Here is a 20,685-nt window from a genome sequence, read left to right as displayed (position 1 = left end):
CGCACGTGCAGGACGACCAGGCCGGAGGACGGATGGCACCCGCCGAGCGCGAGCCACGACGCACCGCCGCGGGCGCACCGCCCTCCGTCGGGCCCCGCCGGACCATCCCGCTGCAGGAGATCACCCTCCCGCACGAGTGCCCACGCCCCGTCCGGATCCACGTGCTCTCCCGCGCCCCGTACTTCGCCGGGCTCGACGAGGCGGCGCTCGACGCCGTCGCCCGCCGCATGCGCACCCGCACGTACGCGGCCGACGAGCCCGTCTACCGCGCAGGGGAGCCGGCCGACTCGCTCTACGTCGTTGCCGAGGGCCGCGTCCGCGTGTCCCAGGCGACGGCCGACGGCACCGAGACCGTGACCGACGTCCTCGTGCCCGGCGAACTCTTCGGCGCGATGGGCACGCTCGGCGAGCCCTCCCATCTGCAGTCCGCGTCCGCGCTCGTCGGCTCGTGCATCCTCCGCATCGGCCAGGGCGACTTCCGGCAGGTGCTGCTCGAGCAGCCCCAGGTCGCGCTCCGCGTGCTCGACGACGTCGCTGCGCGGCTCGCCCGCGCCCACACCGACATCGGCGGGCAGGGCACCGAGACCGTGCCGCAACGCGTCGCCCGTGCCCTGCTGCGCCTCGCCGACAAACTCGGCGAGGACCGGGGCCCGCGTGGCGTCATGCTCGAGGTGCCCCTCTCCCGCGCCGACCTCGCGGGGCTCGCGCGCTCCACGCCGGAGTCCGTCTCCCGCGTCATGAGCCGCTGGAAGAAGGACGGGATCGTCGACTCGGGCCGCCGCTGGACGTCGCTCCTCGACCGCCCCTTCCTCGAGGAGGTCGCGGCCGGGGGCGGCTGAGCGGCACCCGCCCGCGCCGTGCCGGACACCGTCTCGCGGCCGTGGCCGCGAGTGTCGGTCGCAGGGGATACCGTCCTCGACGTCGAACATCTGTTCGATATGCTGGAGGGGACGGAAGGACGGACCATGGCGACTGCAGCTGCTGCCTCCGCAGGGACCGACCGCGCAGCACGCGCGCTCGCAGCCCTGCGCACAGCCGAGGAACGCACGGGAGCACGACGCGTGACGCTCACAGACGTCGCGCCCGTCGTCGGCGGGCGCCCCCGCGAGGCCGCCCGGAACGCCGCGTCGTCCCCGCAGCAGCAGGAACCCGCCCACCGCCCGGCAACCTCCACGACCCGCACGCCCCAGCACGCACCCGCACCACCCCTCGGCGTTCGCACCGCCGAACGCCCCCCGCTGCCCGTGCCGCCCGCGCTCGCGGACGTCCTGCCCGAGGGGCTGCGCCGCGGCGCCGTCACCCAGGTGACGGGCTCGGCCGCCCTCGTCCTCGAGATGCTCGCGCACGTCGAGACGCAGCGCGTCGCGCTCGGCGACGAGCCGTGGACGGCCGTCGTCGGCTGTCCGGCCCTCGGCCTCGTCGCGGCCGCCGAGGCCGGCGTGAACCTCGACCGGCTCCTCCTCGTCCCCACGCCCGGCGTCGAGGCCGCGACCGTCCTCGCGGCCCTCGTCGACGGCGTCGACGTCGTCGTCGTCGGGGACGTCGGCCTCGCCGAGGCCGACCGTCGCCGGCTCGTCGCCCGCGCCCGCGAGCGCGGCGTCGCGATCCTCGCCGTGCGCCCCTGGCCCGGGGCGCGCGCCGTCCTCGAGGTCACAGGCGTGCGCTGGCGCGGCATCGGGGCGGGGGAGGGGCGGCTGCGCTCACGGGAACTCCACGTTGCCCGTGTCGAGGCCGGGCGGACGCGTCGTGCGCACGTCGCGCTCGTCCTGCCGGCCCCGGGCGACGGCTACGACGTGGCGACGCACGACGTCCGCCCCGGCGCCGTGCCTGACACCGCGACCGACGCTACGAGCCGGACGGCGCCCTCGACCGAACCCGCGACGCCCGGTCGTGAGGGCCTGCCCGCGCAGGCCACCGGGCCCACCCACGATCAGGGGGTTCTCCCGCTGAGGCCCGTCGAGCGTGTCGCATGAGCGCTGTCGCAGCCGCGCCCACCCCCGGGGCCGCCCCGACGGAGGTCACGCGGACGGCCGTCGTCTGGGTGCCCGACTGGCCCGTCGTCGCAGCCGCCACGGCGGCCGGGCACTCGCCCGCCGTGCCCGTCGCGGTGCAGGACGCTCGCGGGATCGTCGCGGTCGGCCCCGCAGCCCGCCGCGCGGGCGTGCGTCGCGGCATGCGGCGCCGTCACGCGCAGGAGGCCTGTCCCGGGCTCGTCCTCCTGCCCGTCGACGACGCACGAGACGCACGCGGTTTCGAGCCCGTCGCGGCCGCAGCCGAGGAGGTCGTCGCGGGGCTCGAGGTCGCGCGGCCCGGGCTTCTGCTCCTGCCCGCGGAGGGCGCTGCGCGCTTCCACGGCTCCGAGGGCGAGCTCGTGCGGCTCCTCGTTGAGCGCGTCGCGGACGCGACGGGGCACGAGTGCCGCGTCGGCATCGCCGACGGCGTGCTCGCCGCCGTCCTCGCGGCGCGTGAGGACCGGCTCGTGGCGCCCGGGCGCAGCGCGGAATTCCTCGCGCCACGGCCGCTGCGCGACCTCGTCCACGTCGCCGTGACACCCGAGCGCGCCACCGCGCTGCTCGAGCTCGTCGACCTCTGGGACCGGCTCGGTGTGCGCCGGGTCGGGGACCTCACGGCGCTCGACGCGCACGCGGTCGCCTCACGCTTCGGCGCCGAGGGGGTCTGGGCGCAGCGCGTCGGCCGCGGCGAGGACCTGCGACCGCCCGCACGGCGGCGGCCCGAGGCCGACGTCGAGGCGACGTGCGAGCTCGACCCGCCAGCCGTCCGCGTCGACACCGCGGCGTTCGCGGCGCGCCGGCTCGCGGCCGAGCTGCACGCCGCGCTCGTCGCCCGTGGGGCGACGTGCGCGCGCCTGCGCATCGCCGCACGGCGCGGCGACGGGCGTGAGCACGTGCGGACGTGGCGCACCGACGACGCGGCGCTCGGCGGGCTCACGGCCGCCCGCATCACCGACCGGGTGCGCTGGCAGCTCGAGGGCTGGCTGACGTCCGACGCGCCGGACCCCGCGGACGAGCACCCGAGCGGGGACGACGCGGCAGGCATCGTCCGGCTCACGGTCACCGCGGAGGACCTCGTCGACGCGGGGCAGCATCAGGAAGGACTGTGGGGCTCGGCTCAAGGCTCGTCGCTGCGGGCCCTGCGGGCGCTCGACCGCGTCCAGGGGCTGCTCGGCGCCGACGGTGTCCTCGCGGCGCGCCTCCAGGGCGGCCGCACGGCGCGCGACCGCGTGAGCGTCGTCCCGTGGGGCGAGGAACCGCCGCCGCTGCGCCCGCTCGACCGGCCGTGGCCCGGCGCGTTGCCCTCGCCCGCACCGGCGCGCGTCCTGCCTGAGCCCGTCGAGGTGCGCCTGCTCGACGCGTCGGGCCGTCCCGTCGTCGTCGACCGTCGCCTCGCCGTCTCGGGGGAGCCCGCGCACGTGCGGGCGCTGCCGCCCGCACCCGCGGAGGACGTGCCGCCCGCGACCGGGCGGCACGGGCGCGCGGTCGAGCGTGCCGCGGCCCGCCCTCGCCGGGCAGCGCCACCGCCCGAGGTTCCCGTGGGCGAGGTCGTCGCGTGGGCGGGGCCCTGGCCGCTCGCACAGCGGTGGTGGCGCGAGGACGCAGAACGGCTCGTCCACGTCCAGGCCGTCGTCCGCACCACTGACGACGCCACCTCGGCGGTGCTCCTCGCGGGCTCGGCCGGTCGTTGGTGGTGGGAGGCGAGCTATGACTGAGCCGCGCTACGCCGAGCTCCACGCGCACTCCGCGTTCAGCTTCCTCGACGGAGCGAGCCAGCCCGAGCAGCTCGTCGTGGAGGCCGCGCGGCTCGGCCTCGAGGCGCTCGCGCTCACGGACCACGACGGTCTCTACGGGGTCGTGCGCTTCGCGCAGGCCGCACGCCGCGCAGGCCTGGCGACGGTCTTCGGCGCCGAGCTCCACCTGCCTGCGCACCGGCCCGACGGACCGCCGGTCCTCGAGGCGCCGACGGGCGTGCCCGACCCCCGCTCCGAGCACCTTCTCGTCCTCGCGCGCGGGGCCGACGGCTACACGGCGCTGTCCGCCGCGATCGCGGACGCGCACCTCGCGACGGGGGCCAAGGGGCTTGCGCGCTACGACCTCGAGGACCTCGGGGCGCGGGCCGACGGCCGTTGGCTCGTCCTCACGGGCTGCCGCAAGGGCGCGGTGCGGTCGGCGCTCGCGTCGGGCGGTCCCGCAGCTGCGCGGCGTGCGCTCGACCGGCTCACGGCGGCGTTCGGGCGGGACAACGTCGCGGTCGAGATCACCGACACGGCGGATCCGCGCGACCCCGAGCGCAACGCGCTGCTCGCGGCGCTCGCCGCGGACGCAGGACTGCCGCTCGTTGCGACGGGCGCGGTCCACCACGCGACGCCCGCCGAGGCGCCGCTCGCGGCGGCGCTCGGCGCGATCCGCGCGCGCAGCTCGCTCGACGACATGGACGGCTGGCTGCCGGGTGCCCCCGCCGCGCACCTGCGTTCGGCGCACGAGATGCTCGCGCGCCACCGCGCGCACCCGCAGGCGGTCCTCACCGCCGCCGAGCTCGGCCGGGAGTGCGCGTTCGACCTCAGCCTCGTCGCGCCGTCGCTCCCGCCGTACCCCGTGCCCGCGGGGCACGACGAGGCCTCCTGGCTGCGCGAGCTCGTCCGTCGGGGCGCGCTCGAACGCTACGGCGAGCCGGGCACCGCCCGGGCCGAGCGTGCGCGGCTCGTGCTCGAGCACGAGCTCGAGGTCATCACGGCACTCGGCTTCCCCGGTTACTTCCTCATCGTCAGCGACATCGCGACGTTCTGCCGCGAGCAGGGGATCCTCGCGCAGGGTCGCGGCTCAGCCGCGAACTCGGCGGTCTGCTACGCGCTCGGCATCACAGCGGTCGACGCGGTCGCGCACGGCCTGCTCTTCGAACGGTTCCTCGCGCCCGAGCGCGACGGCCCGCCGGACATCGACGTTGACATCGAGTCGGGACGTCGTGAGGAGGTCATCCAGCACGTCTACGAGCGGTTCGGCCGGCGTCACGCGGCGCAGGTCGCGAACGTCATCTCCTACCGGCCGCGCTCGGCGGTGCGGGACGCGGCGCGCGCGCTCGGGCACGACGTCGGGCGGCAGGATGCCTGGAGCAAGGGCATCGAGCGCTGGGGGAGCCTGCGCGGGCCCGAGGACGACAGTCCGTGGTGGACGGTGAGCCGCGGTGGGCCGGTCGCAGCAGTCCCGGTGCCGGGCGACCCCGGGGCGGTGCTGAGCGACGACGGACGTGACGTCGTGCCCGCCGTGAGACCGCCGTCCGCGGCGTCGGAAGGCACGATCCCGGAGGACGTTCTCGACCTTGCCGAGCAGCTGCTGAGGCTGCCGCGTCACCTCGGCATCCACTCCGGGGGCATGGTGCTGTGCGACCGGCCGGTCGTCGAGGTGTGCCCGGTCGAGTGGGCGCGCATGCCGGGCCGCACGGTGCTCCAGTGGGACAAGGACGACTGCGCGGACGCGGGCCTCGTGAAGTTCGACCTGCTCGGTCTCGGCATGCTCACGGCGCTGCGGCTCGCGTTCGAGCAGGTCGCCGAGCACGAGGGCGTCGAGCTCACGCTCCACGGTCTGCCGCAGGAGGATCCGGCGGTGTACGACCTGCTGTGCGCGGCGGACACGGTCGGGGTGTTCCAGGTCGAGTCGCGGGCGCAGATGGCGACGCTGCCGCGGCTGCAGCCGCGGACGTTCTACGACATCGTCATCGAGGTCGCGCTCATCCGGCCCGGGCCCATCCAGGGCAACTCGGTGCACCCGTACATCAACCGTGCGCGGGGCCGGGAGGACGTCACTTTCCTTCACCCGCTGCTCAAGAACTCCCTGGGCAAGACGCTCGGTGTGCCGCTGTTCCAGGAGCAGCTCATGCAGATGGCGATCGACGTCGCGGACTTCACGCCTGCCGAGGCCGATCAGCTCCGTCGTGCGATGGGTTCGAAGCGTTCGGCCGAGCGCATGGAGGCTCTGCACGCGCGGCTGCTCGCGGGTATGGCGGCGAACGGCATCTCGCGGGAGGTCGGCGAGCAGATCTTCGACAAGCTCAAGGCGTTCGCAGACTTCGGCTTCCCCGAGTCGCACGCCTACTCGTTCGCGTACCTCGTCTACGCAAGCTCGTGGCTCAAGGTGCACCATCCGGCGGCGTTCTACGCGGCGCTGCTCGCGGCGCAGCCTATGGGCTTCTACTCGCCGCAGTCGCTCGTCGCGGACGCGCGTCGGCACGGGATCACGGTGCTGCGGCCGGACGTCACGCGCTCAGGCGTCGAGGCGCGGGTCGAGCGGTGCGAGGACGGGGCGCTCGGGGTGCGACTCGGGCTCGCGAAGGTGCGGGGCGTGGGGGAGGCCGTCGCCGGGCGGATCGTCGCGGAGCGGGACCGGGCGCCGTTCGTCGACCTGCCGGACCTCGCGCGGCGCGTGGGTCTCACGGTCGCGCGGCTCGAGTCGCTTGCGACCGCGGGCGCGCTCGACGCGTACGCGGGCTCGCGGCGGGCTGCGCTGTGGGCGGCGGCCGCGGTGGCGCAGGAGTCGCCCGCAACGCTCCCGGGGGTGAGCGTCGGGGTCGAGGCTCCGACGCTGCCGGGGATGAGCGAGGTCGAGCGGTCGGTCGCGGACGTGTGGGCGACGGGCGTCTCGCCCGAGGAGTACCCGACGCAGTTCGTCCGCCCCGGGCTCGACGCGGCGGGCGTCCTCACGGTGGGTGCGGCGACGGTCCACGAGGCAGGGCGTCGGGTCGCCGTGGCGGGGGTCGTCACGCACCGGCAGCGTCCTGGGACGGCGCGCGGTGTGACCTTCCTCTCGCTCGAGGACGAGACGGGGCTGCTCAACGTCGTGTGCTCGCCGGGGCTGTGGCAGAGGCACCGGACGGTCGCGCGGTCGGCTGCGGCGCTCGTCGTGCGGGGGCGGCTCGAGCGTGCGGACGGGGCGACGAACCTCGTCGCGGAGCACCTCGCGCCGCTGTCGCTCGCGGTGCCGTCGCGCTCGCGTGACTTCCGTTGAGGAGGCCCAGCGCACCTGTGCCGCGGGGCGGTGAGGGGCTCTGGTGCCGATGTGATTTCTGGGCTCCGACCGTGCTATGTTCTTCCAGCACCGAGCGGGGGTCACCTCGCGAGGGTCACCTGTCCGGGTGGCGGAATGGCAGACGCGCTAGCTTGAGGTGCTAGTGCCCTTTATCGGGCGTGGGGGTTCAAGTCCCCCTCCGGACACTCGCTGAGACAACTGAAACAACCGCACGGCTCTCGGGCCGTGATGGTCACCCGTCCGGGTGGCGGAATGGCAGACGCGCTAGCTTGAGGTGCTAGTGCCCTTTATCGGGCGTGGGGGTTCAAGTCCCCCTCCGGACACTCGTTGAGACAGCGACGCGAAGCGGATCCAGGTTCACCTGGGTCCGCTTCGTCGTTCCCCCGAACGAGCGCCCCCCGCACCCGGAGCGGGACGGCGGACCGTCTCGCGCCGCGCGACCGTTTCGTGTTGACTGGCCCACGTGACCACGGCAGACACGAACCAGGGGGCGTCCGTCCACGTCGTGCGGCCCTGGCTCGGGCCGCAGCCGAGCGACGACCCCGAGCTGCAGCGCTACGCGGTGCTCGCGTCGCTATGCGTCGGCGACGGAGCTGCTGCGGTCCTCCTCCCCGAGCCGGACGGAGCCCGGGTCGCTGCCGCGTCGACGATCGACGACGGCGCGTCGGGCACGCTGCGCTCGGATCTTGCGTACGAGTCGCTCCGGACGGGACGGCTCGTCGTGCTCACGCCCGCGGAGTCCGCGGTCTCGCGGCCCGAGCAGCCGGTGGGGTTCGTCGCGGTGCCCGTGACGACCCCCGAGGGTGCGCGGGTCGCGGTGCTCTTCGCGCAGACCCTCGTCGAGGTGCAGCCGAGCCAGGTGAGGGCTCTCGGCGAGCTCGCGGTGCTCCTTGCCGCCTACCTCGGGTCGCGCACGTCGTTGCGGCGCGCGGTCGAGGCCGAGGCCGAGCTCCAGGAGATCACTCGCATCAACCGCATCCTCCTCGCGTTCTCGGAGGCGCTCGCACGGACGAGCACGGTCGACGAGACCCTCCAGGTCGTGCGCGATCTCGCGACGACGCAGCTTGAGGCCGACCACTGCACGGTCGTCCTCGAGGACGACGGAAGGTTCGACGCTCTCGACCGCCGTGGGCTGCCCGCCGACAGGCCCCTGCACTACACGGAGCTCCCACGGGGAGCCGACCACCCCGGCCCCTATGCGGCCGCGACGGGTGAGGGCGTGTTCCTCGACGATCGCGGGGCGCTCGCCGAGCGGTTCCCCGACCTCGCGGCGGAGGCGTCCGCCGACGTCGACGGCGAGGCCTACGTGCCCCTGCGCGTCGGACGCCGCACGGGCTGGCTGTGGCTCGGCTGGGCGGGGCCGCACCGCACGTTCGCGCGGACGCGCCGCATGAAGCAGGCGCTCGCGCGGTACGTCGGGCAGGCGATCGAACGTGTCGAGCTCGTCCAGGCGCGCGACGCGGTCGCGCGCACGCTCCAGGAGGCGATGCTCACGAGCCTCCCGACGGTCCCGGGTCTCGAGCTCGCCGCACGCTACGTGCCTGCGGCCGAGGACCAGCAGGTGGGAGGCGACTGGTACGACGCGATCCACGAGTGCGGCGTCACGACGGTCGTCATCGGCGACGTCGTCGGGCACAACATCGCTGCGGCGACGCGCATGAGTTCGCTGCGGTCGATCCTTCGTGGCTTCGTCGCGGACCGGGTCCAGACGCCGGCGCAGTTGCTCGAGCGGCTCGACCACGTCAACCTCGCGCTCGGCACGGGAACGATGGGCACGGCAGTCGTCGCGCAGTTGCGTGGCGTCGTCGAGGCGGACGGCTCGGCCCACGTGACGTGGTCGAGCGCCGGTCACCTCGCGCCGGTCGTCGTCGGTGCGGACGGTGCGACGCGCACGTTCGAGGGGACGAGCGACCTCATGCTCGGCGTCCTCGAGTGCGACAGGCACGACCACGCGGCGACGCTCGCGCCGGGGGAGACGCTGCTGCTCTTCACCGATGGGCTCGTCGAGCGTAGGGGTGAGCCGATTGAGGAGTCTCTCGTGAGGCTCGCGGGCGTGCTCGGCGGCGTGGCGCAGGCGCCGGTCGGTGACCTGCTTGACGTCGTGCTCGCCGAGATGGAGGCGACGGGCGAGCGTGACGACATCGCTGTCCTCGCGGTCCGGCCCGTCTGACGCGACCGCGCGCCGTCCGTGCGGAGCGGCCCAGGTCGCTGAGAGACTAGGGTCATGACCGCTCTTCCGCTCGACGCGACGAACCCCCTCGCGCAGCCCTCTTCGCTCCCGTACGGCCTTCCTGACTTCGCGCGCATTCGTCACGAGCATCTTGCTCCGGCGATCCGCGCGGGCATGGCGGAGGAGCGTGCGGAGGTCGAGGCGATCGTCGCGGACCCGGCAGCCCCGGACCTCGTCAACACGCTCGAGGCGCTCGAGCGCTCGGGCGAACTGCTGCACCGGGCGCTCGTCATCCTCGACCTGCTCCTGGGCGCGGACTCGACCGAGGCACTCGAGGACCTCGAGGCCGAGCTCACGCCCGAGCTGTCGGCGCACCACGACGCGATCGCGATGCACGGGGGCTTGCAGGCGCGGGTCGCCGCGCTCGACACGCGCATCGCTGCTGGCGAGGTCGAGGCGACGGACGCGGACCGCCGAGCGGTCGAGACGCTGTTGCGCGACTTCCGTCGGGCAGGCGTCGACCTTCCGGACGAGAAGCAGGAGACGCTGCGGGCCCTCAACTCGCGCATCGCGGAGCTCGAGGCGGCGTTCGGCAGGGTCGTGCTCGCGTCGGGCAACGAGGGTGCCGTGCTCGTCACGGAGGTCGCAGAGCTCGACGGTCTCGCACCGGACGCCGTCGCGGCCGCGGAGGCCGCAGCGCGTGAGGCCGGACACGAGTCCGGCTGGCTGCTCACGCTCCAGCTGCCGACCGAGCAGGGCGTCCTCGCGTCGCTCACGGACCGTGGCCTGCGCGCGCGCATCCACGAGGCGTCCGTGACGCGTGGCACGCACGAGGGCACGGACTCGCGGGCGACGCTCCTCGAGCTCGCCCGGCTGCGTGCCGAACGTGCCCAGCTCCTGGGCCTGCGGGACCATGCGTCGTACGCGACCGAGGACGCGACGGCACGCACGCCCGAGGCGGTCGCGGAGATGCTCGAGCCGCTCGTGCCCCGGGCGGTCGCGAACGCGCGCGCCGAGCACGCCGACCTTGCCGCGGCCATGGCCGCGGACACGGGTGCGACGGACCTCTCGCCGTCGGACCGTGCATTCTACGCAGAGCACCTGCGGCGCGAGCGGTACGAGCTCGACGACGCGGCCCTGCGCCCCTACCTCGAGCTCGACCGGGTGCTCACCGACGGCGTGTTCGCCGCGGCTCACGAGCTCTTCGGCATCACGCTCGTCGAGCGCACGGACCTCGTCGGCTACCACCCGGAGGTGCGCGTATGGGAGGTGCTCGACGCCGACGGCTCGGGGCTCGGGCTGTTCCTCGGAGATTTCTTCACGCGGCCCTCGAAGCGGGGCGGCGCGTGGATGGACAACCTCGTCGACCAGTCGCACCTCCTCGGGCAGCGGCCCGTCGTCTTCAACGTGCTCAACGTCCCGCGCCCTGCGGCGGGGGAGCCTGCGCTGCTCACGTGGGACGAGGTCATCACGGCGTTCCACGAGTTCGGGCATGCGCTCCACGGCCTCTTCTCCGACGTGCGGCTGCCCTCGCAGTCGGGAACGTCCGTGCCGCGCGACTTCGTCGAGTTCCCGTCCCAGGTCAACGAGATGTGGGCGTGGCACCCGGACCTGCTCGCGCGCTACGCGCGTCACCACGCGACGGGGGAGCCGCTGCCTGCGGAGCTCGTCGCGACGATGATCGCCGCGCGTGGCGAGGGCGAGGGCTTCGCCACGACCGAGTACCTCGGCGCGGCGCTGCTCGACCAGGCGTGGCACCGCCTCACCCCGGAGGAGGTCCCGACCTCGGTCGACGACGTCCTCGTATTCGAGGACCGCGCGCTGCGCGGTCTCGGCCTCGACCCGGACCTCGTGCCGCCGCGCTACCGCTCGACGTACTTCAACCACGTCTTCGCGGGCGGGTACTCGGCCGCGTACTACGGGTACATCTGGTCGGAGGTCCTCGATGCCGACACGGTGACGTGGTTCGTGGAGAACGGCGGGCTCACCCGCGCGAACGGTGAGCGGTTCCGGCGCGAGCTGCTCGCGCTCGGCGACTCGACCGACCCCGTGGGCGCGTTCGAGAAGCTCCGTGGCCGGCCGGCGTCGACGACGCCGCTGCTTGTGCGTCGCGGTCTCGCGGACGCCTGAGACGACGACGATGACGACGACGACGGGTCAGCACCCCCGTGCGGAGGACGAGGTCCTGCGGATCTGCCGCGACCTCGTCCGCATGGACACGAGCAACTACGGCGACGGCTCGGGGCCGGGTGAGCGCGAGGCGGCCGAGTACATCCAGGCGCTCCTCGAGGAGGTCGGGCTCGAGGTCACGTACGTCGAGACGGAGTCGCGGCGCGCGAGCGTCGTGGCCCGCTGGGCGGGGACGGATCCGGACGCACCCGCGCTCGTCCTCCACGGACACACCGATGTCGTGCCGGCCCGTGCGGAGGACTGGACGTACGACCCGTTCGGGGCCGAGGTCGTCGACGGCATGGTGTGGGGGCGCGGCACGGTCGACATGAAGGACATGGACGCGATGATCCTCGCGGTCGTGCGCGAGATGATCCGCGACGGCGTGCGACCGCGCCGTGACGTCGTCCTCGCGTTCTTCGCGGACGAGGAAGCGGGCGGCGTGCACGGCGCGCAGTGGCTCGTCGACCACCGTCCTGAGCTCTTCGCGGGAGCGACCGAGGCGGTGAGCGAGGTTGGCGGCTACTCGGTCGACGTCGCGGGACGGCGCGCCTACCTGCTCCAGACGGGGGAGAAGTCGCTCGCGTGGCTGCGGCTCGTCGCCGAGGGGCGTGCGGGGCACGGCTCGCAGGTCAACGCGGACAACGCGGTGACGCACCTCGCGCGCGCGCTCGCACGGATCGGCGACCACGCGTGGCCGCTCGAGCTCACGGGCACCGTCGACGAGTTGCTGCGTGGCGTCGCGGACCTCACGGGTCTGCGTTTCGACCCCGACGACGAGGGCACGATCCCCGCGCTCCTCGACGCACTCGGCCCGGCCGCGCGTTTCGTCGGGGCGACGCTCCGCGGCTCGGCGACGCCCACGCAGCTCGACGCCGGGTACAAGGCGAACGTCGTGCCGACGACGGCGACGGGCGTCGTCGACGCCCGCTTCCTGCCCGAGAGCCACGACGCGTCGATGGCGGTCCTGCGGGAGCTGGCGGGCGAGCACGTGCGCATCGAGCCGATCCACGAGGACATCGGGATGGAGGTGCCGTTCGCGGGCGACCTCGTCGACACCATGGTCGCGTCGGTCCTCGCGGAGGACCCGGGCGCGACGGTCCTGCCCTACCTGCTCTCGGCCGGCACCGACAACAAGTCCCCCGCTCGCCTCGGCATCAACGGCTACGGCTTCGTCCCGTTGCGGCTGCCTGCGGATCTCGACTTCCCGGGCATGTTCCACGGGGTCGACGAGCGGGTGCCGGTCGAGTCGCTCGAGTTCGGGGTGCGGGTCCTGCGCCGGATGCTCACGCACCTGTGAGGTGCGTGCCGGCGTTCTCGAGGTCGCCGGCGCGGGCCTCAGAAGAGGTCGAGGGTCGAGCGGGCGCGGATGATGCGGCGCCGCAGCCAGACGGTGCGGGAGCCGCCGACGTAGAGGATCGTGCGTGCGAGCTCCCAGCGGCCCTGCTCGGCCTCGTCGAGCAGGAGGCGCCGCAACTCGGCGCGGGAGACGTCGCGGCCGACCTTGAGGACGCGGTGCTCGTACTCGCCCGTGCGGGGCACGGGACGTGCGGCCTGGCTGGTGGTGGCGTTCGACATGCGGCCTCCTGAGGTCCGGGACAGGTATCCGACTGCCATTGTGCACGTCGGCGCGTTACGGTTCAGGCATGACCGTCGACCCGCGTGATGCCCTGGCCCGTCTCACCGCTGCCTTCGAGGCGCACCTGCACGCTGTCGTGAGCCGTCGTACCGACGACGACCCGGCGGTCGACGAGGCGTACTACGTGCTCGCCGACGCGTTCGACGTGTATGACGACGCGCTCGCGACGGAGTTCGGCGAGGCGCTCCCGTTCTACGTCGTCGACGACGACGACGACGACGACGACGATGACGACGTCGACACAGACGACGAGGACGACGACGACAGTGACGAGGACGACGACGAGGACGACGACGAGGACGACGACCTCGAAGGTCTCTCCGAGGAGGACCTCAACGACGTCGCCCGTCCTGACCGCTGAGTCGGCGGACCGCTGAGTCGTCAGGCGGCTGAACCGCGACGGCTTCTAGGCCACGACGCTTCTGAGCGCTGACCCGCGCGGCGCCCCTCGCACGAGAGCCCCCGGCCACGGCCGGGGGCTCTCGTGCGAGGCACCGACGGTCAGCGGCGCTCGGGGTAGCCGAGCGCTGGGGCGCTCACCTCGTCGAGCGCCGACGCGACCTCGGCCGGCAGCTCGAGGTCGACGGACTCGAGCGCGGCCCGCAGCTGGGCGGGCGTGCGCGCGCCGACCAGCGCGGACGCGACCGTCGGACGCCCGAGGAGCCACGCGAGCGCGACCGCGCCCGGCGTGCGCCCGAGCCCGTCGGCGGCAATCGCGACGGCGTCGACGACCGAGCTCGCGCTCTCGTCGAGGTAGGGCGCGACGAAGCCCGCGAGGTGCGCGGAGGCGGCGCGCGAGTCCGCGGGGATGGTGCGCCGGTACTTGCCGGTGAGGACGCCGCGACCTAGCGGGGACCACGCGAGGAGGCCCGTACCGAGCGCAGCGGCGGCCGGGACGACCTCGCGCTCGACCCCCCGTTCGAGGAGCGAGTACTCGACCTCGACGGCCGCGAGCCCCGTCCCCGAAGCCTCGAGGAGCGTCGCGGCGCGTGCCTGGCTCCACCCCGGGTGGTTGCAGAGGCCCACGTAGCGGGCGCGGCCCGAGTCGACCGCACGGCGCATCGCGTCGACCGTCTCCTCGAGCGGTGTGCGGGGGTCAGGCGCCTGGACGAGGAGGACGTCGACCCGGTCCGTCCCGAGCCGGCGCAGTGACGCGTCGAGTGAGTCGAGGATCGCGCCGCGGCTCGCGTCGAGGACGTTGCCGCGCGACGTCGTGCGCGTGCCGGCCTTTGTCACGAGGACGACGTCGTCGCGCGTGCCGGTCGAGGCGAGCAGCTGGCCGATGACCTCCTCGGAGCCGCCGTCCGCGTAGGAGGCGGACGTGTCGATCGTCGTGCCGCCTGCGTCGAGAAAGTCACGCAGGAGTTCGGCGGCGTCGTGCTCGTCGGTGTCACGACCCCACGTCATCGTGCCGAGCCCGAGGGCCGAGACGCGCAGGCCGGTGCTGCCGAGGGAACGGGTGTCCATGCGGGGAAGGTTATCGTCCCATGTCCGACCACGGGCGGAGGCCGCACGCGCGTCCTGCCCCTAGAGTGGTCTCCCGTGAACGCATGGGAAGCCCTCGTCCTCGGCCTCGTCCAGGGACTCACCGAGTTCCTGCCCATCTCCTCGTCGGCGCACCTGCGGGTCGTCGGCGAACTCATCGGGGACGTCGATCCCGGGGCCGCGTTCACGGCGATCACGCAGATCGGCACGGAGGCCGCGGTCCTCCTGTACTTCCGCAAGGACATCGCACGGATCGTCAGCGCTTGGTGGCGCGCGCTCGTGGGGCGCAACGGTACCTCGGCCGCCGCCCGCTTCGGTGAGGGCGACGCCGACGCCCGCATGGCGTGGTGGATCGCACTCGGCTCGGTGCCGATCGTCGTCGGCGGCCTGCTCCTCGAGGACGCGATCGACACGTCGCTGCGCAACCTGTGGATCACGGTCGGCACGCTCACCGTCTTCGGCATCCTCCTCGGCGTCATCGACCGTGTCCGGCCCCAGGAACGTGAGCTCACGCAGCTCACGGCGGGGCACGCGGTCGCGTTCGGCTTCGCGCAGGCGCTCGCGCTCGTCCCAGGCGTCTCGCGATCGGGCGGCACGATCACGATGGGCCGTCTGCTCGGCTACACGCGCGAGGCGGCGGCCCGGTACTCGTTCCTCCTCGCGATCCCCGCGGTCCTCGGCTCGGGGCTCTACAAGCTCGTCGGCTCGCTCGACGAGTTCGGGCAGCCCGGCACGCCCGGAGTCGGGGCGACGCTCCTCGCGACGGTCGTCGCGTTCGTCGTCGGGTACGTCGTCATCGTGTGGTTCCTCAAGCTCGTCTCGACGCGTTCATACCTGCCGTTCGTCGTCTACCGGATCCTCTTCGCGGGCGTCGTCGTCGTGCTGCTCCTCGGGGGCGCGCTCACGGCGGCAGGCACAGGGGTCTGACGCACGGCTGACCTCGGCCGTCGGTGGGGCTAGGCTGGGCCGGTGCATGCCTGGCCGACCCCGTACATCCCCGCCCTCCCGTCGACTCCCGGGGCCGAGACGCCTCCGACGCTGCTCGACACCGGCAGCGGTGACCGCGTCCAGCCTGTCGACGGCGCGGACGCGGGCCTCTACGTCTGCGGCATCACGCCGTACGACGCGACACACATCGGCCACGCGGCGACGTACGTGACGTTCGACGTCCTGCTGCGCACGTGGCGCGACGCGGGGCTGCGCACGACGCTCGTCTCCAACGTCACGGACGTCGACGACCCGCTTCTCGAGCGTGCGGCGGCGACGGGCGTCGACTGGCGTGACCTCGCAGCCGAGCAGATTGCGCTCTTCGGCCGCGACATGACGGCGCTCGGCGTCATCCCGCCCGACCTCTACCTCGGCGTCGTCGAGACGGTTCCTCAGGTCGCGGACGCTGTCGAGGCGATGCTCGCCTCGGGTGCCGCCTACCGTGTGCCCGTCGACCCGGCGGAGTCCGTCGTCGACGGCGACACGCTCGGCGACGTCTACGCGGACCTCTCGCGCGACGACGCGTTCGGGACGGTCGCGCACCTCGTGCGGGCCCAGCAGCTCGACCTCTTCGCCGAGCGCGGCGGCGATCCGAGCCGCCCAGGCAAGCGCGACCCGCTCGACCCTCTGCTGTGGCGTCGTGAGCGTCCCGGTGAGCCCGCGTGGGACGCGGGGACGCTCGGCCGCGGACGTCCCGGCTGGCACGTCGAGTGCGCGGTGATCTCGCGGGCCGGCCTCGGTGACCGCATCCACGTCCAGGGTGGGGGCTCGGACCTCCTCTTCCCGCACCACGAGATGACGTCGTCGCACGTGCGGATGCTCGGCGGCCAGGCGGCTGTCGTCAACGTGCACGCAGCTCTCGTTGCCTACGAGGGCGAGAAGATGAGCAAGTCGCTCGGCAACCTCGTGCTCGTCTCACGGCTCGTCGCGTCGGGGGTCGATCCCATGGCGGTACGTGTCGCGCTTCTTGCGCACCACCACGGCACCGAGTGGGAGTGGTTTGACGCGGACCTCGCGGCCGCGACGACGCGCCTCGAGCGGTGGCGCGAGGCGGTCTCGGGCAACGGCGGGCCGGACGCGACGGACATGCTCGTCGAGATCCGCGCTGCGCTGCGTGACGACCTCGACACGCCGCGGGCGCTCGCCGCGGTCGACGCATGGGCCGAGCGCGCGGTGACGGAGTCGGCGCTCAGCGACGTCGACGTCGTCGAGGGCGCCCCGGGTGTCGTCGCACGCGCGCTCGACGCGCTGCTCGGCGTCCGCATCTAGCCGTCCCCGGACTTGTAGGTCCCGAGCACCGTCCGACGGTGCTGGAGACCTACGAGTCGCAAGCGACACCCGACTCGTAGGTCCCGAGCACCGTTCAATGGTGCTCGGGACCTACGAGTCGTGAGGCGCCGCGCGTCAGCGAGCGTTCGCGCGGGGAAGGACCTCGCGGGCGACGAACTCGAGCAGGTCCGGGTCCCCGAGGTCCAGGACCTGCAGGTAGAGCCGCTCGACGCCCATGTGGCGCAGCGCGTCGATGCGTTCGGCCGCCTCGTCGACGGTTCCGCACACCCCGTGCTCGCGCAGTTCGGCGGGCTCTCGCCCGATCGCGTCTGCGCGTCGGCGGAACTCTGCCTCGTTGCGGCGGACGGCGCACACGAGCGCGACCGAGCAGAGCAGGTCGCCGGCGGGCCGCCCGGCCGCGGCCGCAGCCTCGCGGATCGTCGCGAACCGCGCGGGGATCGCGTCGATCTCGGGGAAGGACGCGTTGTACTCGGCGGCGAAGCGCGCCGCGAGCTCGGGCGTCCGACGCGGCCCGGACCCGCCGACGATGATCGGCACCCCGGGCGCACCACCGCGGCCGGCACGCTGGACCGGCGTCGCGAGACCGGGGGCGTCGACGACGGTGACGTGCTCGCCACGGAACGTGAACGTCGCGTCGGACGGCGTCGCCCACAGCCCGGTGACGACCTCGAGGTGCTCGGCGAGGATCCCGAAGCGTCGGGCCGGGAACGGCAGGCCGAACGCCTCGTGCTCGCGTGCGAACCAGCCCGCGCCGAGCCCGAGCTCGACACGGCCGCCCGACATCTGGTCGACCTGCGCGACCTGGACGGCGAGCGCACCCGCGTGCCGGAACGTCACGGGGCTCACGAGCGTCCCGAGCCGGATCGTCGTCGTGTCGCGGGCGAGGCCCGCGAGCGTGGTCCACGCGTCCGTCGTGCCGGGGAGCCCGTCGGTGCCCATGGGCAGGTAGTGGTCGGACCGGAAGAAGGCGTCGAAGCCGAGGTCCTCGGCAGCGAGGGCGGTGCGCAGGAGGTCGTCGTACGACGCGCCCTGCTGGGGCTCTGTGAAGATGCGGACGTCCATGAGTCCCACGGTAGGCGACGGTGGTGGGTCGCGTCCCCGTACGCCCTCACCCGCCCGAGGCGTCGGTGCGTCGCAGCATCGAACGATGGTCAGCACCATCGGGTGCGGTGAGGTCGCGTCATGATCCCGGCGCGAGGCCGTCGCCCGCGCGCGCGATCTCGGTCTGCGGAGCGCGTGAGCACGGTGGGCGTCGGCAGCTAGGCTGCCGGACCGCCCGGGCGAGCTGGCCCGTCGCCTCTCCCGTCCTCACGACGGCGCAGGTAGCGCTCGAACTCGCGCGCGATCGCGTCGCCGCTCGCCTCCGGCAGGTCGACGGCGTCCTTCGCCGCCTCGAGCTGCGCGACGTACTCCGCGATCTCCTCGTCCTCGCCCGCGAGGACGTCGACGCCGTCCTCCCACGCGCGTGCGTCGTCGACGAGGTCGCCGAGCGGCACGGTGATCCCGAGGAGCTCCTCGAGCCGCGAGAGGATCGCGAGCGTCGCCTTGGGCGACGGCCCGTGCGCGACGTAGTGGGGGATCGCGGCCCACACGGAGAACCCGTGCATGCCGTGCGTACGCGCAGCGGCCTGGAGGACGCCGACGATGCCGGTCGGCCCCTCGTACGTGCTCGCCGGGAGGTCGACCATCGCGCGGGTCGCCGGGTCGTCGCTCGTGGCCGTCACGGGGATCGGGCGCGAGTGCGGGACGTCGGCGAGGAGGCCGCCGAGCGTGACGACCGTGCCGACGCCGAGCGAGTCGGCGATGCGCAGGACCTCGGCGCAGTACGTGCGCCAGCGCATCGACGGCTCCGTCGCGTGGACGAGCACGAGGCGACGGGTGCCGACGGTCACGGTCGCGAACGTCGTTGTCGGCCACGTGAGCGAGCGCGAGCCGTCCTCCTCGGTCGCGACGACGGGCCGGTTGACCTGAAAGTCGTAGAACTCCTCGGGGTCGATGTCGGCGACCTTTGTCGCGCCGAGGTGCTCGACGAGGTGGAGGACGGCCGCGGTCGCGGCTCCGCCCGCGTCGTTCCAGCCCTCGAAGGCCGCGACGAGGACGGTGTCCCGCGCTGGGGGCTGCTCGCGAAGGTCGGTGCTGTCCATCCGTCCAGCCTAGGCGGTCGACCGCGTCGAGTGCCGTGGCCCGGCGATGTCCACCGCGTCGCCGGTGTGACCGACGTCGCCCGTCCGCAGGGTGGGGAAACCGCTCCCGACCCCCCGCACCCGGGCTAGGGTCGCGAGGGTGACGCGGTCGGGGGGACCGCAGGAGGAGGTAGGACGTGCAGGATGCGACGCTCGCGCCCACGCTCATCGACGCCCCGGGGCTCGTGCCCGAGGCCGTGCTGTGGGACATGGACGGCACGATCATCGACACGGAGCCTTACTGGCTCGCGTCCGAGGCCGCGCTCGTCGCCGAGCACGGCGGCACGTGGTCGGACGCCCAGGGCCTCGAGCTCGTCGGCATGAACCTCCTCGACAGCGCGCTCGTCCTCCAGGAGCACGGCGTCGCTCTCTCGCGCGAGGAGATCGCGGACGACCTCACGCGTCGTGTCGCCGCATTGCTCGCGGTCGAGGTGCCGTGGCGCCCCGGTGCGGCCGAGCTCCTCGCCGACCTCCGTGAGCGTGGGGTGCCGTGCGCGCTCGTGACGATGTCCTACCGCGAGATGGTCGAGCACCTCATCGAGGCCCTGCCCGCGGGAACGTTCGACGTCGTCGTCACGGGCGACGAGGTCGAGCGCGGCAAGCCCGACCCGGAGCCCTACCTGCGTGCGGCCGAGCTGCTCGGCGTCGACGTGGCCCGCTGCGTCGCGATCGAGGACTCGCGTCCCGGTGTCGCGTCGGCGCTCGCCTCGGGGGCCGCGACGATCGCGGTGCGCGGGCACGTGCCGGTCGTGCAGCACCCCGGGCTCAGCCGGATCCGGTCGCTCGAGACGCTCGACGTCGGCCTGCTCGGCCACGTCCTTGCGGGCGGGATCGTCGACGACCTCGGCGACGACGAGTAGCACCGTCCGCCGACGCGCTCAGATCCCGAGCGTGAGCGGCACCGCCCCGGCGGGGAACTCCGGGGGCGTTCCGTCGAACGCGGGGCACAGCGTCCTATGGGCGCACCAGTCGCACAGCTTGCTCGTCCTCGGCCGGAACTCGCCCTCCTGCGCGTCCCGGACGATCGCGTCCCACACCGCGCGGATCTTCGCCTCCGTGCGCTCGAGGTCCCCGGGCGTCGGCACGTTCCGCTGGACCTGCCCGTCACCGAGGAACACGAGCTGCAGCATCGCGGGCATCGTGCCGCGTGAGAGCAGGACAACGAGCGCGTAGAAGCGCATCTGGAACGCGACCGACTCGCCGTACTGCGGGCGCGGTGCCTTGCCAGTCTTGTAGTCGACGATCCGCACCGCGCCGTCGGGTGCGACGTCGACGCGGTCGACGATGCCACGTAGCAGCGGGCCGCCCTCGAGCCGGGCCTCGAGCGTGATCTCCCGCGCCCGGGGCTCGAGCCGCATCGGGTCCTCGAGCGTGAAGTACCGCTCGACGAGCGCACGCGCCGAGCCGAGCCAGGCGTCGACCGCCGCGTCGTCGTCGAACATCCCCGCGTACTCGGGACGACGCTCCCGCAGGTCGTCCCAGGCGCGGGGGAGCAGCTCGAGCGCGAGCCCCGGCGTGCGCTCCGCGGCCGGGACGTCGAAGATCCCCTCGAGAACCGAGTGCACGAGCGTCCCGCGGGCCGCGGCCGGGCTCGGCGCCTCCGGGACGCGGTCGATCGTCCGGAGCCGGAAGAGCAGCGGGCACTGCTGGTAGTCGTTCGCGCGCGACGGTGAGAGCGCGGGCGCACGGCGCGTACGGGGCGTGTCGACGGGGGCGGAAGGGGTCATG

General features: G+C 73.8%; 16 protein-coding genes and 2 tRNA genes. 13 read left to right on the top strand and 5 right to left on the bottom strand.

Annotated elements, in window-relative coordinates:
- Positions 1 to 32: 32 nt before the first annotated feature.
- The 9 genes from C1729_RS04170 to C1729_RS04130 all read left to right on the top strand — a co-directional run bounded on the left by C1729_RS04170 (position 33) and on the right by C1729_RS04130 (position 12,673).
- Positions 33 to 839 (top strand): Crp/Fnr family transcriptional regulator, encoded by an 807-nt coding sequence (locus tag C1729_RS04170; RefSeq protein ID WP_102508831.1) that lies wholly within the window; start codon positions 33 to 35, stop codon positions 837 to 839.
- A gap of 126 nt (positions 840 to 965) precedes the next feature.
- Positions 966 to 1,973: a hypothetical protein gene (locus C1729_RS04165; RefSeq protein WP_102508830.1), complete on the top strand. Its 1,008-nt coding sequence runs from the start codon at positions 966 to 968 to the stop codon at positions 1,971 to 1,973.
- Positions 1,970 to 3,727, top strand: a complete 1,758-nt coding sequence (locus C1729_RS04160) for a Y-family DNA polymerase (RefSeq protein ID WP_102508829.1) — start codon at positions 1,970 to 1,972, stop codon at positions 3,725 to 3,727. Before C1729_RS04165 ends, C1729_RS04160 begins: the two co-directional genes overlap by 4 nt.
- Entirely contained in the window at positions 3,720 to 7,013 is a 3,294-nt protein-coding gene (locus C1729_RS04155; protein ID WP_102508828.1) for an error-prone DNA polymerase, read from the top strand. Before C1729_RS04160 ends, C1729_RS04155 begins: the two co-directional genes overlap by 8 nt.
- A gap of 121 nt (positions 7,014 to 7,134) precedes the next feature.
- Positions 7,135 to 7,219, top strand: a tRNA-Leu gene (locus C1729_RS04150).
- A 53-nt stretch (positions 7,220 to 7,272) separates the two neighbouring features.
- Positions 7,273 to 7,357: transfer RNA gene (locus tag C1729_RS04145), tRNA-Leu, on the top strand.
- Between the two features lie 140 nt (positions 7,358 to 7,497).
- Positions 7,498 to 9,204, top strand: a complete 1,707-nt coding sequence (locus tag C1729_RS04140; RefSeq protein ID WP_102508827.1) for a PP2C family protein-serine/threonine phosphatase — start codon at positions 7,498 to 7,500, stop codon at positions 9,202 to 9,204.
- Between the two features lie 54 nt (positions 9,205 to 9,258).
- Entirely contained in the window at positions 9,259 to 11,334 is a 2,076-nt protein-coding gene (locus C1729_RS04135) for a M3 family metallopeptidase (protein WP_102508826.1), read from the top strand.
- A gap of 10 nt (positions 11,335 to 11,344) precedes the next feature.
- Positions 11,345 to 12,673, top strand: a complete 1,329-nt coding sequence (locus tag C1729_RS04130) for a M20/M25/M40 family metallo-hydrolase (protein WP_102510506.1) — start codon at positions 11,345 to 11,347, stop codon at positions 12,671 to 12,673.
- A gap of 38 nt (positions 12,674 to 12,711) precedes the next feature.
- Here the strand turns inward: C1729_RS04130 and C1729_RS04125 are convergent, their stop codons facing one another.
- A complete protein-coding gene (locus C1729_RS04125) occupies positions 12,712 to 12,951 on the bottom strand; it encodes a DUF5703 family protein (protein WP_102508825.1) in 240 nt (79 codons plus the stop codon).
- A 68-nt stretch (positions 12,952 to 13,019) separates the two neighbouring features.
- Between C1729_RS04125 and C1729_RS14510 the strand changes: the two genes are divergently transcribed.
- On the top strand, positions 13,020 to 13,373 hold the full coding sequence (locus C1729_RS14510; protein ID WP_165375413.1) for a primosomal protein: 354 nt from the start codon (positions 13,020 to 13,022) through the stop codon (positions 13,371 to 13,373).
- Positions 13,374 to 13,513: 140 nt separating this feature from the next.
- Here C1729_RS14510 and C1729_RS04115 read toward each other — a convergent pair whose 3' ends face one another.
- A complete protein-coding gene (locus C1729_RS04115) occupies positions 13,514 to 14,479 on the bottom strand; it encodes an aldo/keto reductase (protein ID WP_102508824.1) in 966 nt (321 codons plus the stop codon).
- A 75-nt stretch (positions 14,480 to 14,554) separates the two neighbouring features.
- Between C1729_RS04115 and C1729_RS04110 the strand changes: the two genes are divergently transcribed.
- Together C1729_RS04110 and mshC are read left to right on the top strand one after the other, a co-directional pair.
- Entirely contained in the window at positions 14,555 to 15,424 is an 870-nt protein-coding gene (locus C1729_RS04110) for an undecaprenyl-diphosphate phosphatase (protein WP_102508823.1), read from the top strand.
- Positions 15,425 to 15,466: 42 nt separating this feature from the next.
- On the top strand, positions 15,467 to 16,753 hold the full coding sequence (gene mshC, locus C1729_RS04105) for a cysteine--1-D-myo-inosityl 2-amino-2-deoxy-alpha-D-glucopyranoside ligase (protein WP_102508822.1): 1,287 nt from the start codon (positions 15,467 to 15,469) through the stop codon (positions 16,751 to 16,753).
- A 135-nt stretch (positions 16,754 to 16,888) separates the two neighbouring features.
- Here the strand turns inward: mshC and C1729_RS04100 are convergent, their stop codons facing one another.
- Both C1729_RS04100 and C1729_RS04095 read right to left on the bottom strand, forming a co-directional pair.
- Positions 16,889 to 17,836, bottom strand: a complete 948-nt coding sequence (locus C1729_RS04100; RefSeq protein WP_102508821.1) for a TIGR03560 family F420-dependent LLM class oxidoreductase — start codon at positions 17,834 to 17,836, stop codon at positions 16,889 to 16,891.
- Positions 17,837 to 18,033: 197 nt separating this feature from the next.
- Positions 18,034 to 18,918 (bottom strand): PAC2 family protein, encoded by an 885-nt coding sequence (locus C1729_RS04095; protein ID WP_102508820.1) that lies wholly within the window; start codon positions 18,916 to 18,918, stop codon positions 18,034 to 18,036.
- A 176-nt stretch (positions 18,919 to 19,094) separates the two neighbouring features.
- On the opposite strand from C1729_RS04095, the gene C1729_RS04090 reads away from it, so the two are divergent.
- Positions 19,095 to 19,817: an HAD family hydrolase gene (locus tag C1729_RS04090; RefSeq protein WP_277985803.1), complete on the top strand. Its 723-nt coding sequence runs from the start codon at positions 19,095 to 19,097 to the stop codon at positions 19,815 to 19,817.
- Between the two features lie 18 nt (positions 19,818 to 19,835).
- On the opposite strand, the gene C1729_RS04085 is transcribed toward C1729_RS04090, so the two are convergent.
- Positions 19,836 to 20,684 carry a RecB family exonuclease gene (locus C1729_RS04085; RefSeq protein WP_102508819.1) on the bottom strand — a complete coding sequence of 283 codons (849 nt, stop codon included), beginning with the start codon at positions 20,682 to 20,684 and terminating at the stop codon, positions 19,836 to 19,838.
- Position 20,685 lies beyond the last annotated feature (1 nt).

Source organism: Sanguibacter massiliensis, assembly GCF_900240335.1.
In the GTDB taxonomy this organism is placed as follows: Bacteria; Actinomycetota; Actinomycetes; order Actinomycetales; family Cellulomonadaceae; genus Flavimobilis; species Flavimobilis massiliensis.
Note: the sequence above shows the minus strand (reverse complement) of the source record. Positions and strands in the feature narration are given on the sequence as shown.